The sequence below is a fragment of the Vibrio sp. 1402 genome (genome assembly GCF_033340275.1).
In genome coordinates, this window is sequence record NZ_JAWOWE010000004.1 from 109,051 (window position 1) to 122,334 (window position 13,284).

The 13,284-nt window shown below is 44.0% G+C and carries 11 protein-coding genes; 7 read left to right on the top strand and 4 right to left on the bottom strand.

Annotated elements, in window-relative coordinates; translation table 11 throughout:
* Positions 1–347: 347 nt before the first annotated feature.
* The gene (locus R7044_RS09370) at positions 348–1,313 is read left to right on the top strand and encodes a helix-turn-helix domain-containing protein (RefSeq protein ID WP_182039233.1); all 966 of its coding nucleotides are present in this window, start codon (positions 348–350) and stop codon (positions 1,311–1,313) included.
* Positions 1,314–1,412: 99 nt separating this feature from the next.
* A complete protein-coding gene (locus R7044_RS09375) occupies positions 1,413–3,548 on the top strand; it encodes a TonB-dependent siderophore receptor (protein WP_017634564.1) in 2,136 nt (711 codons plus the stop codon).
* Between the two features lie 91 nt (positions 3,549–3,639).
* Here the strand turns inward: R7044_RS09375 and R7044_RS09380 are convergent, their stop codons facing one another.
* Positions 3,640–4,326 (bottom strand): response regulator, encoded by a 687-nt coding sequence (locus R7044_RS09380; RefSeq protein ID WP_005377133.1) that lies wholly within the window; start codon positions 4,324–4,326, stop codon positions 3,640–3,642.
* Positions 4,323–5,942: a sensor histidine kinase gene (locus R7044_RS09385; RefSeq protein ID WP_054579564.1), complete on the bottom strand. Its 1,620-nt coding sequence runs from the start codon at positions 5,940–5,942 to the stop codon at positions 4,323–4,325. Before R7044_RS09385 ends, R7044_RS09380 begins: the two co-directional genes overlap by 4 nt.
* A 476-nt stretch (positions 5,943–6,418) precedes the next feature.
* Between R7044_RS09385 and R7044_RS09390 the strand changes: the two genes are divergently transcribed.
* The 5 genes from R7044_RS09390 (at position 6,419) to R7044_RS09410 (ending at position 11,513) form a co-directional block, all read left to right on the top strand.
* On the top strand, positions 6,419–6,646 hold the full coding sequence (locus R7044_RS09390) for a hypothetical protein (protein ID WP_005377125.1): 228 nt from the start codon (positions 6,419–6,421) through the stop codon (positions 6,644–6,646).
* Positions 6,647–6,776: 130 nt separating this feature from the next.
* Positions 6,777–8,192 (top strand): TolC family protein, encoded by a 1,416-nt coding sequence (locus R7044_RS09395; protein ID WP_225455493.1) that lies wholly within the window; start codon positions 6,777–6,779, stop codon positions 8,190–8,192.
* A gap of 3 nt (positions 8,193–8,195) precedes the next feature.
* Positions 8,196–9,176 carry an HlyD family secretion protein gene (locus R7044_RS09400; protein WP_225455494.1) on the top strand — a complete coding sequence of 327 codons (981 nt, stop codon included), beginning with the start codon at positions 8,196–8,198 and terminating at the stop codon, positions 9,174–9,176.
* A gap of 22 nt (positions 9,177–9,198) precedes the next feature.
* Positions 9,199–10,365, top strand: a complete 1,167-nt coding sequence (locus R7044_RS09405) for an ABC transporter permease (protein WP_225455495.1) — start codon at positions 9,199–9,201, stop codon at positions 10,363–10,365.
* Complete coding sequence (locus tag R7044_RS09410; RefSeq protein WP_047009844.1) at positions 10,362–11,513, top strand: ABC transporter permease; 1,152 nt, start codon at positions 10,362–10,364, stop codon at positions 11,511–11,513. The genes R7044_RS09405 and R7044_RS09410 overlap by 4 nt, the downstream gene beginning before the upstream one ends.
* Positions 11,514–11,799: 286 nt before the next feature.
* Here the strand turns inward: R7044_RS09410 and R7044_RS09415 are convergent, their stop codons facing one another.
* Entirely contained in the window at positions 11,800–12,708 is a 909-nt protein-coding gene (locus R7044_RS09415; protein WP_017821360.1) for a LysR family transcriptional regulator, read from the bottom strand.
* Positions 12,709–12,850: 142 nt separating this feature from the next.
* On the bottom strand, positions 12,851–13,279 hold the full coding sequence (locus R7044_RS09420) for a hypothetical protein (protein ID WP_005377111.1): 429 nt from the start codon (positions 13,277–13,279) through the stop codon (positions 12,851–12,853).
* Positions 13,280–13,284: the final 5 nt, after the last annotated feature.

Here is a 13,284-nt window from a genome sequence, read left to right on the forward strand (position 1 = left end):
TTAAGTCACTTATGTCTCAAAAGTACACACTGTACTCGCTGGAGGAGAGTCCGACACGGGGCAATATTGTCTACGACTATTTGATTTACATCAACACTTGCCAGTGCAAACGTTTAAATAAGTTGCACAAAACGTCATAAGCGATTGTATTTTATTGATAAAAAAAGTTTCATCTGAACGCTCCAGAATTTAAGCAAAAACTCTAATATGGGCAATAATTACTCATACTTGCAATCCATTACAGTTTTATCGTGATCTGTGTTACTTACTTTTTATTTCATCACCCTATTGATAATGATACTCAATTAAAGATAATGAAATCACTATTAATGTGAAAGTAGAACGCCATGAAATCAAGCGCCATTAACCCACACCCCATAAACCGAATACAATCGGTGCTTGACTACATTCACACCAACTTAGACAGCACTCTGAGCGTAGATGAAATATCGAAAGCAAGTTGTTGGTCGCGCTGGCAACTGCAACGCGTATTTCAACAACACACTGGCGTATCCGTCGCTCACTACATCAGAGAGCTTAAACTTAGCCTTGCGGCTGAGCGCTTAATCCATACTTCTGACCGCTCGTTAGATATAGCGATAGAAATGGGATTTACATCTGAACACGCATTTAGCCGAGCGTTCAGGAATATGTTTTCAAAAAGCCCACGCGAATATCGCAAAACGCAACAACTCTCCGGGTTGAGACAACCTTTAACGCTGCGTAAGACACCAGAGGAAGAGAAAAAACATCAGCGCTTTATTGAAGTTCGAATAGAAACTAAACCAGCTTTTGAACTTGCTGGTTATCATGAACCTATTCACGGATTGTTTTCCGCTACGCCCGATTTCCAATACAAAGTTCCGTCACTTTGGTCACGTCTTTATTCATCTGAAAACCTTAACAATTCGGAAAGTACTTACTTTGGCGTGATTGATGTGACTCAAGCGTATTCAAACAACCAACAACTTGAGTACTGGGCAGGTTATGAGTGCGGTCCAACAGCAGGTGCATCAAGATCAACGAACTCTTCCAACTCGGGGTTAGACCTCTTGGCTGTTCCTGAGCAAACCTACGCCGTCATTACACACATAGGCAAAGCATCAGAGCTCGCCTCAACGCTGGAATGGTTTATTTTACATTGGCTACCCTACTCTAATTATCATGCTATCGATGGTTATGAGTTAGAGCTTTATCCAGAAGGTTATGATGTTGATAGCGAACAAGCACAAATGCAGTATTGGATTCCTGTCGAGCCAAACGACGCGCTATCTTTAAAACCTAAGAACAGAAGAATAAGTTCCAAAGATTAGTGTTTTGCACCAAATTGTTAACTTTTCCTATTTCTTTGAATATAGAATACAAATAACAATCATTATCAATAAATAGAAAAAGTAGTGGAATTTATAAATATGGAAAGTCCGATTCGATTTCATCGTTCAGCGGTTGCTATCGTCGTATCCGCATTGCTCGCTGGCCACGCCAATGCGACTGAGAGCGTATCCCAACACGAAACGATTACGGTGCTAGGAGAAACATACCGAAACACCGCAACTAAAACCGTTTTAGAACCGGAGGAAACACCGCAAGCGATCACGGTAATCACTAAAGATGACATGGACCTGCGCGGCGTAAACTCGGTGAGCGAAGCATTGCGTTACGCGCCTGGCGTAAATACAGAATTGCGTGGCGGTGCCGTTTCCCGACTTGACCTATTCAATATTCGTGGTTTTATTAACTACACCAACTTTTATGATGGTCTTCCTTTGCTGTACAACGGTTGGAACCTTCAACCGCAGGTCGATTCCGTTGCTCTTGAGCAAATCGAGGTTTTTAAAGGGCCAACGTCTGTTCTTTACGGCAATATTCCACCAGGAGGTATGGTCAACATTATCGCCAAGGCGCCTCAGTCAACACCCTCACACTCTGTCTCGATTAGTACTGGGACTAACAACCTAAAAGAACTGACGTTCGACACCACAGGACAAATTGGTGATTCTAATGTGGATTACCGTATTGTAGGCCTAGCTAAACAGCGAGATGGTCAAGCCGATACGTCTGAAGACGAACGTTATGTACTCGCCCCATCTTTCAATTGGCAAGCGACAGAAAGCACATTAGTGAACGTGAATGTTTACTATCAAAATGATCCATCAGCAGGTATCTACACGACTGTGCCTGCGTCTGGCTCAGTGATTAAAAACCCACTTGGCTCGATGTCACCAAGCACTTATTTGGGGGATGAGGACTGGAACACTTACGAACGCGAAGTTCTGATGATGGGTTACAAAGTCCAACACGACTTTAACAACAATTGGCAATTTCTACAGAATGCCCGCTACATGACCGCCGATGCCTATCAGGAAAACACATATAACGGTGCACTTGAAGCGGATAACCGTACCGTTGGTCGAAATGCCTATTTAACCGATGAAAAGTCCAAATCCTTTGTGATTGACAACCAACTATCTGGCTACGTTAAAACAGGAAATTTTGAACATAACTTATTGTTCGGGCTTGATTATCAGTATCTAGATTCAGATGTAAAATACAAAGACACGCTTGGGTATTCGCTAACTCAGGACATTTTTAATCCTGACCACAACAGCATTGATCGTAATGCACTGAATTTCCAATACAAACAAAACTTAGATATCAAAACGAAGCAGATTGGCGTTTATTTCCAAGATCAAGTTCGTTACGACCAACTTGTAATGATTGCAGGTCTTCGTTGGGATAAATACGATTCAAATACAGACGCCGTTAGCGATTATCTAGGAGCAGTATCCAACAGCAAGGAAGAGTTAGACGATACCAACGTATCTTTCCGAGTCGGTGGTTTGTATGAGCTAGACTTTGGTCTCTCGCCATATCTTACTTACTCGGAAAGTTTTGAGCCAATTGCGGGTGCCGACTCTTCTGGTAAAGCATTTGAGCCATCAACCGGTCATCAATGGGAGTTAGGCTTTAAATACGCCCCATTATCTGGTGATATCTCAGGTAACTTAGCACTCTTCCATATTACGAAGAAAAACGCGATCTTGACCGATCCGAATAATCCTTATGCACCGAACTATCAAGCGGGCGAAGTGGTATCACAAGGTATTGAACTTGAGGCAAAATGGCAAGCCACAGCACAAGCTGATTTCACTCTAGGCTATACATATACCGATATGGAGATTACCGAGGACAGTTATTACAACCAAGAAGGTAAAACGCCGGTTTGGGTACCTGAGCAAACGGCCTCTCTATGGGCAAATTACTTCTTTGAAGGAAATCTTTCAGGCCTTCGTACCAGTGCTGGCGTTCGCTATGTCGGAGAAGCACAAATTGATGCACAGAATAGTCAAAAAGTACCGGACTACACCTTGTTTGATTTGGCAGCAAGTTACGATTTCTCAACGGTATCTGAATCAATGAAAGGGGCTAGCGTCACGCTTTCTGCAAGCAATCTATTCGATAAAGAATACTATTCTTGTTACGACAAAAATAACTGTTGGTTTGGCGCTGAGCGCTCTATCGAAGCGAAGTTAGAATACAACTTCTAACCTCTTAGAGCGGAACAGCTGTAATTTGTAAAGCGATGGTTTCTACAATAAGCCATCGCTTTTTATTTTGCATAGAGCATCAATATAAACGCTACCGTGTCACTTTTTTATAGCACCTTTCCGGCCTACCTACCGACCCATAGTTTAAATCAGCCTCTAGTTCACCAGTGCTGATCAGATACTCCAAATAGCGCCTCGCCGTTGTTCGGCTCGCGCCGATCTTTTCGCCTGCCTCATCAGCGGTCAGCGCACTGCCATTTGGGAACAACTCTCTGATCTTGTCTAGGGTTACACCATCAATCCCTTTTGGTAATCGGTTCGGCAAGTTGTCTTGATTGGCATGAGACTGCAGCATTTTATCAACGAGGTTCTGATCCAAACTCTCCACGATGTCTAGTTGTTGGCGTTGGGACACATACTTTTTCAGTGCGGCATCTAAGCGTGGAAACATCACGGGTTTTAACAGGTAATCGACAACGCCACCCCTCATCGCCTGTTGTAATGTATCGACATCCCTTGCGGCTGTAATCAAAATGACATCACACGTTTGGTTACTTGCACGCAGTGTATTTAGTATCTCAAGCCCTGTGCCATCGGGAAGATAGACATCCATCAATAGTAAATCTGGCTTAAGAATGTCGAGTTGCATTTCTGCTTCCATTCTCGTGGTCGCAATTCCAACCACTTCCAAACCTGTCAGTTGGCTTAAGTATTTGTGGTGCAGCTCAGCAATAGCCAGATCATCTTCAATGATCATTACGCGAGTCGCCATACTCATAATTGTTCTTCCTTGGGTAAGTACACCGTTATTCTTGTCCCATAATTTGTATTGGGTATCATCTCAACATGGCCGTGATATCGAGTAGCAAGCTGATTGACAAGGTGTAACCCAACACCTCGATTTTGGCGAGATTTCGTCGAAACGCCTTTTGTAAATAATGTTTGTGGATCCATTGTTTTTGGGAGGCCACAGCCATGATCTATCACCTCAAGTATCACTTCATTTCCGTAATCGCTAACGGACACATCAATGTTTCTGCGTTCTGACGCAACATTTGATTCATCGCGAATTGAAGTTAACGTGGCATCGAAAGCGTTATCAATCAAATTACCCAAAATTGTGACTAGGTCTTCCGAATTTAGCCACTCAGGCAGGGGCTCCAGACGACTGCCTTCCTCAACCACCAGTTGTAAGCCTAACTCGCGAGCACGTTCAGTTTTTCCAAGCAACATACCTGCAATTAGCGGGTCTTTAACGGTATCTCTTAAAAACTCAATCATTGCCTGATAGTGTGCGGTTTCTTGTCCAATTAACTTTTGCACCGCATCAAGTTCACCCATTTGTACTAGCCCACTAATGGTGTTGAGCTTATTGCGATGCTCATGGGTCTGCGAACGTAACAAATCTGCATATTCCTTGGTTTGTGATAGCTGCTCAGTTAGATCATTGATTTCATCCCTTAAACGGAAACTCGATACCGCCCCCACGATTTTTCCATCAACATAAATTGGAGAGCGATTTGCAATCAGGCGCTTATGATTAAGGAATATCTCAATATCATGATCTTCCTGCCCGCTTTCTAACACTGTATATAGATCGCTATCACGCAGCGTGTCAGTCAAAGGTTTATTGAGCGCTGATTCTCTATCAATACCGAGAATCTGGCAGGCACTACGATTTATCGAGCGAAGTATCCCTTGGGCATCAATGCTTAACACGCCCTCTTTGATGGTGCTCATCGTCACTTCTAATTCGCCGTACAACCGCCCTATCTCTTCAGGCTCAAAGCCTAAAATGGCGCGCTGAAACTTTCTCGACGCATAATTGGATACAATGGCATTAGCGACGACAACTACGATGACCATTAAAATCAAAAAGGCCAAAAATGGTTCGATGCGGTCTTGCAGTCGGTCGAGCAAATAGCCAACCGAAACCACACCAATGATGTTCCCTTGCTCGTCAAAAATCGCAGCTTTACCACGAACTGAATAACCTAACGAGCCCTGTGCCGTCGAAACATAAGACAACCCCTGCTCTAGCGCTCGACGATTGTCGCCACCTCTCATTGGCTTGCCCAACCGCTCATCAACAGGGTGGATTAAGCGTACTCCCTTATGGTCGCCAATAACGATGAATGCAGCACCTATGGCTTCGGTTAATTCTCTAAAGCGAAGTTGGTATGGCTGGGGGTGTTGGGTTTCGATCATTTCACGAACAACCGCTGAGTCCGCTAAAAAACGGGCAACACCCAGTGCTTTTTCTCCCATTTCTTGCTCTTGATTGATTTTGAGATAAGTGAACCCCGCGGCGACAAGCAATAACAGCTCTATCAACCCCGATAGCGTCATGATAATGAGCATCCGCTTACGAAAGCTGATGGTTTTCCAACTCATTGATACATCCTTGTGATTCACTCTTGAGCGTAACGTTAACACTCAGTTAACAGCATGACGTTGTCGCGGTGATAAATCTGTGAGGAAGACAAGCAAACCGCAGAGTTTACGGTTAATTAATCGACGAGCTGAAACATAAAATTACAACCATTCACCAAATTTAGCATTCCTCTCTGATACTCAATTCCATACATAAATTGCCCTTAAAATCATGATCGTGATCACATCGATTTTAGCGGTTTTTGAGGCGTTTTTAGACTTTACAACGTATAATTTTTAATCAACGAAACCAATGAGAGTTTCGGTTTGAAAGCAGTGAAGCTGGAAGTCTATTAAAAGCTCAACATTGATGTCAGTGGTTTGGACACAAATAAAACAAAATACAAATACTGACTATATGACAAACACTTAGACACCATCTGAAAACTGGAAAACTATAAACAGAGGTGCATTTATAGTTAGAAGGAACACCAAACATGGAACGCGATACCTTTGGAATATGCCTGAATAAGGCGATGCTGTCAGAGAATATGTATTCAACATTTACACACGTCAGGGCTTATGAAAAAAACGGAGGCGGTACTTCTGATCTCAAAGTCCTGTTATCGTTCCCTCAAATGAGTGGAAAAGATCTATTGAATACGATGCGAGGTTCTCGTCAGCTCGAGTGGAGAGCGGAGTTTCACTGTCCATATACGAAATAAATTTGTAACATCTCCCGCGCCCAGCACAAATATAACTGGGCGCATACTACTGCCCAATTTTCCCTCCTACTTAACACGCAGTTACGAATCCTTTATATTAGAGCTAATACTCTACGACAAAGCAGCCATTATGAAAAAAACAGGAAAGGTTTGGATACTGGGCTTACTTAGCAGCTCGATTTCCCTTGCCTGTCATGCGGCACCGATCACTTTTGATACCGCATGGCAGCTATTGCTAGAAAACAACTATTCTCTCAAAGCTCAACGCTCAAACGTCGAGAACTACCAATACCAAGAGAGTGCCACCAGCAATCTCAACTTACCTCAGGTTACTATTGGCGCGAATTACACGCGTTTAGATACCGATATCACGCTTTCGGGAAAACAGATCCTAGACAGCACAGGAGCACACATTAACGTACCTCCTGCTTTTCAGCCTATTTTTGGTGCCTTAGCTAATACCACTTCGACCATAACCGAGCGCGATATTTTCTCTTCGTCTATTCGTGCGATTTGGCCAATTTTTACTGGTGGTCGAATTTCTGCGGCTCAATCAGCAGCAGAAGGCAAAACGGATGAGGCGAAAAGTCAGCTTCTAATGGAACAACAAGCGCGTTTTGAAGATTTATCGAAGTACTACTTTTCTGTCGTACTGGCAAAGGAAGTACTCGCAACGCGGCAAGCGGTTGAAGCAGGGCTAAAAAAGCATCGAGATTTTGCCATTAAGCTTGAAGAGCAAGGACAAATCGCGCACGTTGAGCGCCTGCAAGCCGAGGCTTCTTTAGATAAAGCATCTGTAGAAACACGTAAAGCAGCCAGCGATTTGAGTATCGCTCAGGCTGCATTAGGTAAATTACTCGCACAAAATGATGCCGTAGAGCCCGCTGAATCTTTGTTTATCAACGACAGTCTTCCCCCTCTTACTGCTTTTGTCGATCAAACGTTGCTTACCTATCCGGGGTTAGAACTTCTGAGCGCTAAACACAAACAAGCCTCTAGCTTAATCAAAGCAGAAAAAGGGAAATACTACCCTGAAGTTTATCTTTACGGCGACTACAGCTTGTATGAAGACGATTCTCTCGCAAGCCAAATGAAGCCTGACTGGTTAGTTGGTGTTGGTGTCAGCATTCCACTGATTGAATCATCAGGGCGAAGCGAAAAAGTCAAAGCCGCTCAAAGCGTCGTCTCGCAGGTCGACTCATTAAAGTCCCAAGCCAAACAAGACTTATCGCTGTTAGTCCAAAAGACATACTTGGAGGCTCAGCAAGCCATTGATGAAGTACAAGGGCTCGCATCTAGCATTGAACTCGCTAACGAAAATCTGCGCTTGCGTGAAAAAGCATTTACTCAGGGTCTGTCGTCTTCTCTGGATGTTGTGGATGCACAACTTTATGTCGCGAGTATAGAAACACAACGTTCAGCGGCGCGTTTCCGCTATTTAATATCTTTAACCAAGCTACTCGCATTGAGCAGTGAAATGAACAGCTTCGAACAATATCAAAATACCGCTTATATCCCTGCTTCAACATCCAAAGAGGTGAAATAAATCATGGCAGCTAAATCACTAAAACCCGTTTTACTCTCACTTTGTGCTTTGGGTGTTGCCTCTTGGGTTGGGTATCAATTTTACCAAGCCTATCAACCAGAACCGATCCGCTTACAGGGATTAATTGAAGCCCAGCAATACAGCATTTCCTCAAAAGTCCCAGGGCGTATTGATGAGGTCATGGCACGTAAAGGCGACGATGTAGAGAAAGGTCAGCTTATTTTTACCCTTCATAGTCCTGAAATTGAAGCGAAGTTAGAACAAGCAAAAGCAGGTGAAAAAGCGGCAGACGCCTTAGCTCAAGAAGCTGAGAAAGGCGCACGTGAGCAACAAATCCAAGCAGCAAAAGATCAGTGGATGAAAGCCAAAGCCGCTGCGAATTTAATGGAAAAAACCTACAATCGTGTGAATAACCTTTATAACGATGGCGTGGTTGCAGAACAAAAACGCGATGAAGCTTTAACTCAGTGGCAAGCAGCGAAATACACAGAAAGTGCCGCGTTTCAAATGTACGAAATGGCAAAAGAAGGCGCTAGAAGTGAAACCAAAGTGGCTGCGGCGGAAAAAGCGCGCATGGCATCAGGTGCGGTAGCCGAAGTAGAAGCGTATGCGAAAGATACTCAGATCTACAGCTGGTTCGACGGCGAAGTCTCTCAAGTTCTGCTTCAAAGTGGTGAATTAGCACCTCAGGGCTTCCCAGTCGTTACTGTGATAGATACAGAAGATGCCTGGGCGACACTGAATGTGCGTGAAGATTACCTTCAACACTTTAAAAAAGGAGCAACCTTTGATGCCTATTTGCCTGCCTTAAATAAAAATGTTGAGTTCAAAGTAACGCATGTTGCCGTTATGGGTGACTTTGCAACGTGGAGAGCAACCGATGCTTCTCAAGGTTTTGATCTTCGTACCTTTGAAGTAGAAGCTCGTCCAGCTCAACCCGAACCTGAACTGCGTATGGGAATGAGTGTTGTCGTTGAACTTTAATCACAACCACTAGGTTAATGCTATGACGATTAAGATTTCACAGCGGCATATCTTACGACGAGACAAGTGGTTGCTTTCGTGCCTTACTTGGATACCGATTTTGCTCGCGATGATGATTTGGGGAGTGTTCTCTGCGGGCATTGCCCGAGATCTGCCAATCGGTGTGGTTGATCTACAACATTCCCAACTTTCTCGAACGCTCATTCAATCTTTGGATGCGTCGTCGAGTCTGGCTGTTAACTATCATTACGCCAGTGCAAGCGAAGCAAAAAATGCGATGATTGAAGGCGATATCTACGCTTACGCGGTCATCCCATCTAAGTTCGACCAAGATATTCTCCAGCACCGCCAACCTCAACTTTCTGTCTTTTACAACAGTCAGTACATTTTGGTAGCGAAACTGATCAACTCTGCCGTTGCGCAAGCACAAGGCTATTTCGACGCTCAGGTTGAAGTAATGGGCAACTTGGCTAAGGGTAACACCACAACGTTAGCAGCGGCTGGACAGGCTGTACCCGTGTCGACACAAATAACCGCATTATTTAACCGTAACAATAACTACGCACAATTTTTGGTAACGGCTATCGTGCCAGCCATTTGGCAAATATGTATTGTAGTAAGCACTATTTTGATTCTTGCCGCGCACTTTCGCATTTATGGTGGAAAGAATAGCTTTGCATTTTTGGGCGAAAAGCCATACGCCAGGCTCACTACCCTATTAAGTCAGTACATTCCGGTCTTTATGGCGCAAGGTGCGTTGTTCTTGTACTGGTTTTATTCCGTGCTTGATTGGCCAATGGAAGGCAGTTTTGTGGTTATGCTATTAGCACAATTGGCGACGGTTATCGCCTGTATCATTATGGGAGCGTTATTCTTCTTCTTGTCGATGGATCCTGCACGTGCGATGAGTTTTGCTGGCGCATTTACGGCTCCAAGCTTCGCGTTCATGGGAATTACATTCCCAGTTTCTGACATGAACACGCTCGCTTATGCATGGCGTTCATTATTGCCGATTACCCATTACATTGAAGTACAAGTGAGTCAAGCAAGCTATGGAGCATCGGCCGCACAATCTTTAAGCTCGCTATGGCCTATGATTGGTTACGTTGTGCCCCTGCTCATTACCGCAGCCTTGATGGGTAAACATCGAACAGCTTCATCAACACGCCAAGCGAAGGAGGCGGTATGACATTGTGGCAACTGATTAAAGCGGAACTTAAGGCCGTTCTAACCAATCCAGTCGTTACGTTGACCGTGTTTGGTGGTGTCGTATTTTACTCGTTTTTATACCCTTTGCCTTATGCACAACAAACGCCTCGTGAACAACCAATCGCGATTGTTAATCTAGATGGTAGTCAGACGAGTTTAAAGCTGGAACGTATGGTTGATGCCACCCCACAAGTCAACGTAGTCACTCGACTTCATACGATTGCCGATGCAAAGCAAGCATTTTTACAACGAGAGATCACCGGTTTTTTAGTCATACCGGAACACTTTTACAAAGACCTAATGCTAGGTAAAAGCCCGACTCTGGCCTACGCTGCGGACGCCTCGTATTTTCTCGTGTACGGAACCGTGGTAGAAGGATTGGCCCAAGCGGGAGGCACATTAGGGGCCCAAGTGAAAGTCAGTAAAATGGTGATAGATGGTGTGCCCATGAGTATGGCTAGCCATAATTACTCAGCTATTAAGCTTAACATGAAACCGACGTTCAACCCAACCATGGGTTACATCGAATACGTAGTGCCGGCAGTATTTGTTCTGATTTTACAACAAACGTTGATCATGGCGGTTGGATTGCAAACGGGAACACAGCGTCATGGTCGTGGCTATTGGTCACAAGTATCAACGGGATCGCTGCTGCTTGTGAGAACGTTAGTATTTGTGGCAATTTATTATTTACTCGGCGCCTATTATTTTGGTTTTAGCTTCGAACGCTTAAACGTAAACCATATCGCCAACGCGGGCGAATTGCTGGCTATGTTGTTACCGTTCTTTTTAGGTTGTTGCGGACTAGGCTTCTGGCTAGGTTACTTATTACCTCGGCGTGAACTTGTCACCTTAGTCGTCCTAGTGAGCTCTATGCCGCTCATTTTCTTGGCTGGTTTTATTTGGCCGATTGAAGCCATACCTACTCCCTTATTATGGATTGCTGATTTAAGCCCAAGCACTTGGGCGATCAAAGCTTTCTTAGCGCTAAACCAAATGGGGGCAACCTGGCAACAAGTCGCTCCACATTGGACGGCGCTTTGGGCACTCACCGTGCTTTGGGGTAGCGTTGCGTACTGGATTGCTAAGCGAAGTAACAAGCCAGTTGTAACAGAGAGCTTGGGGTGACAGCTGACATTTTCTATTACTATAAAAAAAGCCGGGTAACTAAACCCGGCTGAAAATCTGCGTCCTTGCAGCGGACATATGGTAAAAACACTTTTTGCTCTGGGCTTACCCATTGAGCGAGATTAGATTAAGCCAAAAAGTATGGATTCCATACTCTCATATAGAGGGTCATATCCTTCCAATAGACATTAGTCTTCGCTAGAAAGATAACGTTTTTCAGACACAAAAAAACAAGACTCACATTGAGTCTTGTTGTTGATAGGGATGAGCAAGATACATGTCGCCGCTAAGTCATATCGCGGATTATTTTCTCTCGGTATTCTGTAACGACCTTCATGATTGAATTTTTTACATCACCGACTTGCTTAGAGGGTTGGCACCATAGGCCAAAACCAAACTTAAAACCTTCCAATAATTCAGAAGCTTCCACTGGCTCTATATGATTATTAGAAAACTCCGAATGGGCAAACGTTCTGGGGAGAATCGCCCATCCTAAACCTGCTTCAACCATTTTCACTACTAGGGCCAATTGGTCGACCTCTTCATGGTTCGAACTTACGATGACTTTTTCGCCCATTCCCTCTTCAATAAGAGAACGCAGTACAAATTGTTTACTATTCCTCAAGGCTGTCAATACTCGATCTGGTGCCACAGAAGCGAGTTCACCACCTTTCTGGACGAAAGGAACAAATTCAAAATGACCTAAAAACGTCGCATCCAGACTATGTATTGCTCGACTATCATGCACATTGACAATACCGAATTGATACTCACCATTCTGTAAACCCTCTTTAATTTCGTTGCGATTACGAACAAGAAAGTTAACTCGCATCATCGGAAAATCTGCCGCTAATTGAATACGAAGCAATACAAGAAAACGGTGTGGTATAGCGCTTGAATAGGCGATACTAACATTCTCTAACCCACCGTAAGCCAGACTTAATGCGACTTTATCGAAAGTACGTGCTTGTTCGATGGTTTGCTTAGCATAGTGGTAAAGAAGATGACCATCTTCTGTCGGTTCTACCGAGCGCCCCACTCGCTCAAACAGGTTGACCGCCAGTTGATCTTCAAGATTGGTAATCACCTGCCCTATTGTGGTTCGGTGCTTATTGAGTTTGACCGCCGCCTTACTAAACGAAAGCTGTTCATAAACGGTTACGAACGCGAGAAGTTGTTCAAAACTAAAATTCATAGGTTGTGCTTACTTTTTAGAGTTATCTAATTAAATTACCACAAGATCGTAGAATTGCTACTTGGTAACGGAAACAATCTGCGTTTGAATTCCTTCTCGACGACACAAAAAAACCTACTAGCTTCAGTAGGTTTTCTCTCACTTAGTTGTACTCAACGACACGAGCTAAATAGTTGAATTCTCCTGAGTCACCATAGTAATCACGGTAGACATCGACACTGAAATATTTAGGTTGATCAGCGTAAATGTGGTCAACGACTTTTTGCTCAAGTGACTCCAACGTTTCACCGACCTGAGAGTACACGAACTGCTTGTTCACTTTTTCCAATTTACGTTTTTTCGCTTCTTTGTGTGACACATAGTTGTTGATCTCTTCCCACTTTCCCACGAACTCGACCGCCACGTAACTCGAGTTCTCGTCAATCATGATAAAGGCTGCACCTTCTTCTTTGATTGCAGACAGTTGCTGCATATCACTATCCACTTTTTGCTGGTCAAGATGGGCTCCACTTTGGGCGAATGCAGTCGCGGAAGCGGTAAGCATCATGAGTGTAAGAACGGCTTTTTTCATTGTAT

Excerpts from the sequence above, each read along its gene's own strand:
- R7044_RS09370 (WP_182039233.1), top strand. The coding sequence starts at position 348 with ATGAAATCAAGCGCCATTAACCCACACCCCATAAACCGAATACAATCG.
- R7044_RS09375 (WP_017634564.1), top strand. The coding sequence starts at position 1,413 with ATGGAAAGTCCGATTCGATTTCATCGTTCAGCGGTTGCTATCGTCGTA.
- R7044_RS09380 (WP_005377133.1), bottom strand. The coding sequence starts at position 4,326 with ATGAGTATGGCGACTCGCGTAATGATCATTGAAGATGATCTGGCTATT.
- R7044_RS09385 (WP_054579564.1), bottom strand. The coding sequence starts at position 5,942 with ATGAGTTGGAAAACCATCAGCTTTCGTAAGCGGATGCTCATTATCATG.
- R7044_RS09390 (WP_005377125.1), top strand. The coding sequence starts at position 6,419 with ATGGAACGCGATACCTTTGGAATATGCCTGAATAAGGCGATGCTGTCA.
- R7044_RS09395 (WP_225455493.1), top strand. The coding sequence starts at position 6,777 with ATGAAAAAAACAGGAAAGGTTTGGATACTGGGCTTACTTAGCAGCTCG.
- R7044_RS09400 (WP_225455494.1), top strand. The coding sequence starts at position 8,196 with ATGGCAGCTAAATCACTAAAACCCGTTTTACTCTCACTTTGTGCTTTG.
- R7044_RS09405 (WP_225455495.1), top strand. The coding sequence starts at position 9,199 with ATGACGATTAAGATTTCACAGCGGCATATCTTACGACGAGACAAGTGG.
- R7044_RS09410 (WP_047009844.1), top strand. The coding sequence starts at position 10,362 with ATGACATTGTGGCAACTGATTAAAGCGGAACTTAAGGCCGTTCTAACC.
- R7044_RS09415 (WP_017821360.1), bottom strand. The coding sequence starts at position 12,708 with ATGAATTTTAGTTTTGAACAACTTCTCGCGTTCGTAACCGTTTATGAA.
- R7044_RS09420 (WP_005377111.1), bottom strand. The coding sequence starts at position 13,279 with ATGAAAAAAGCCGTTCTTACACTCATGATGCTTACCGCTTCCGCGACT.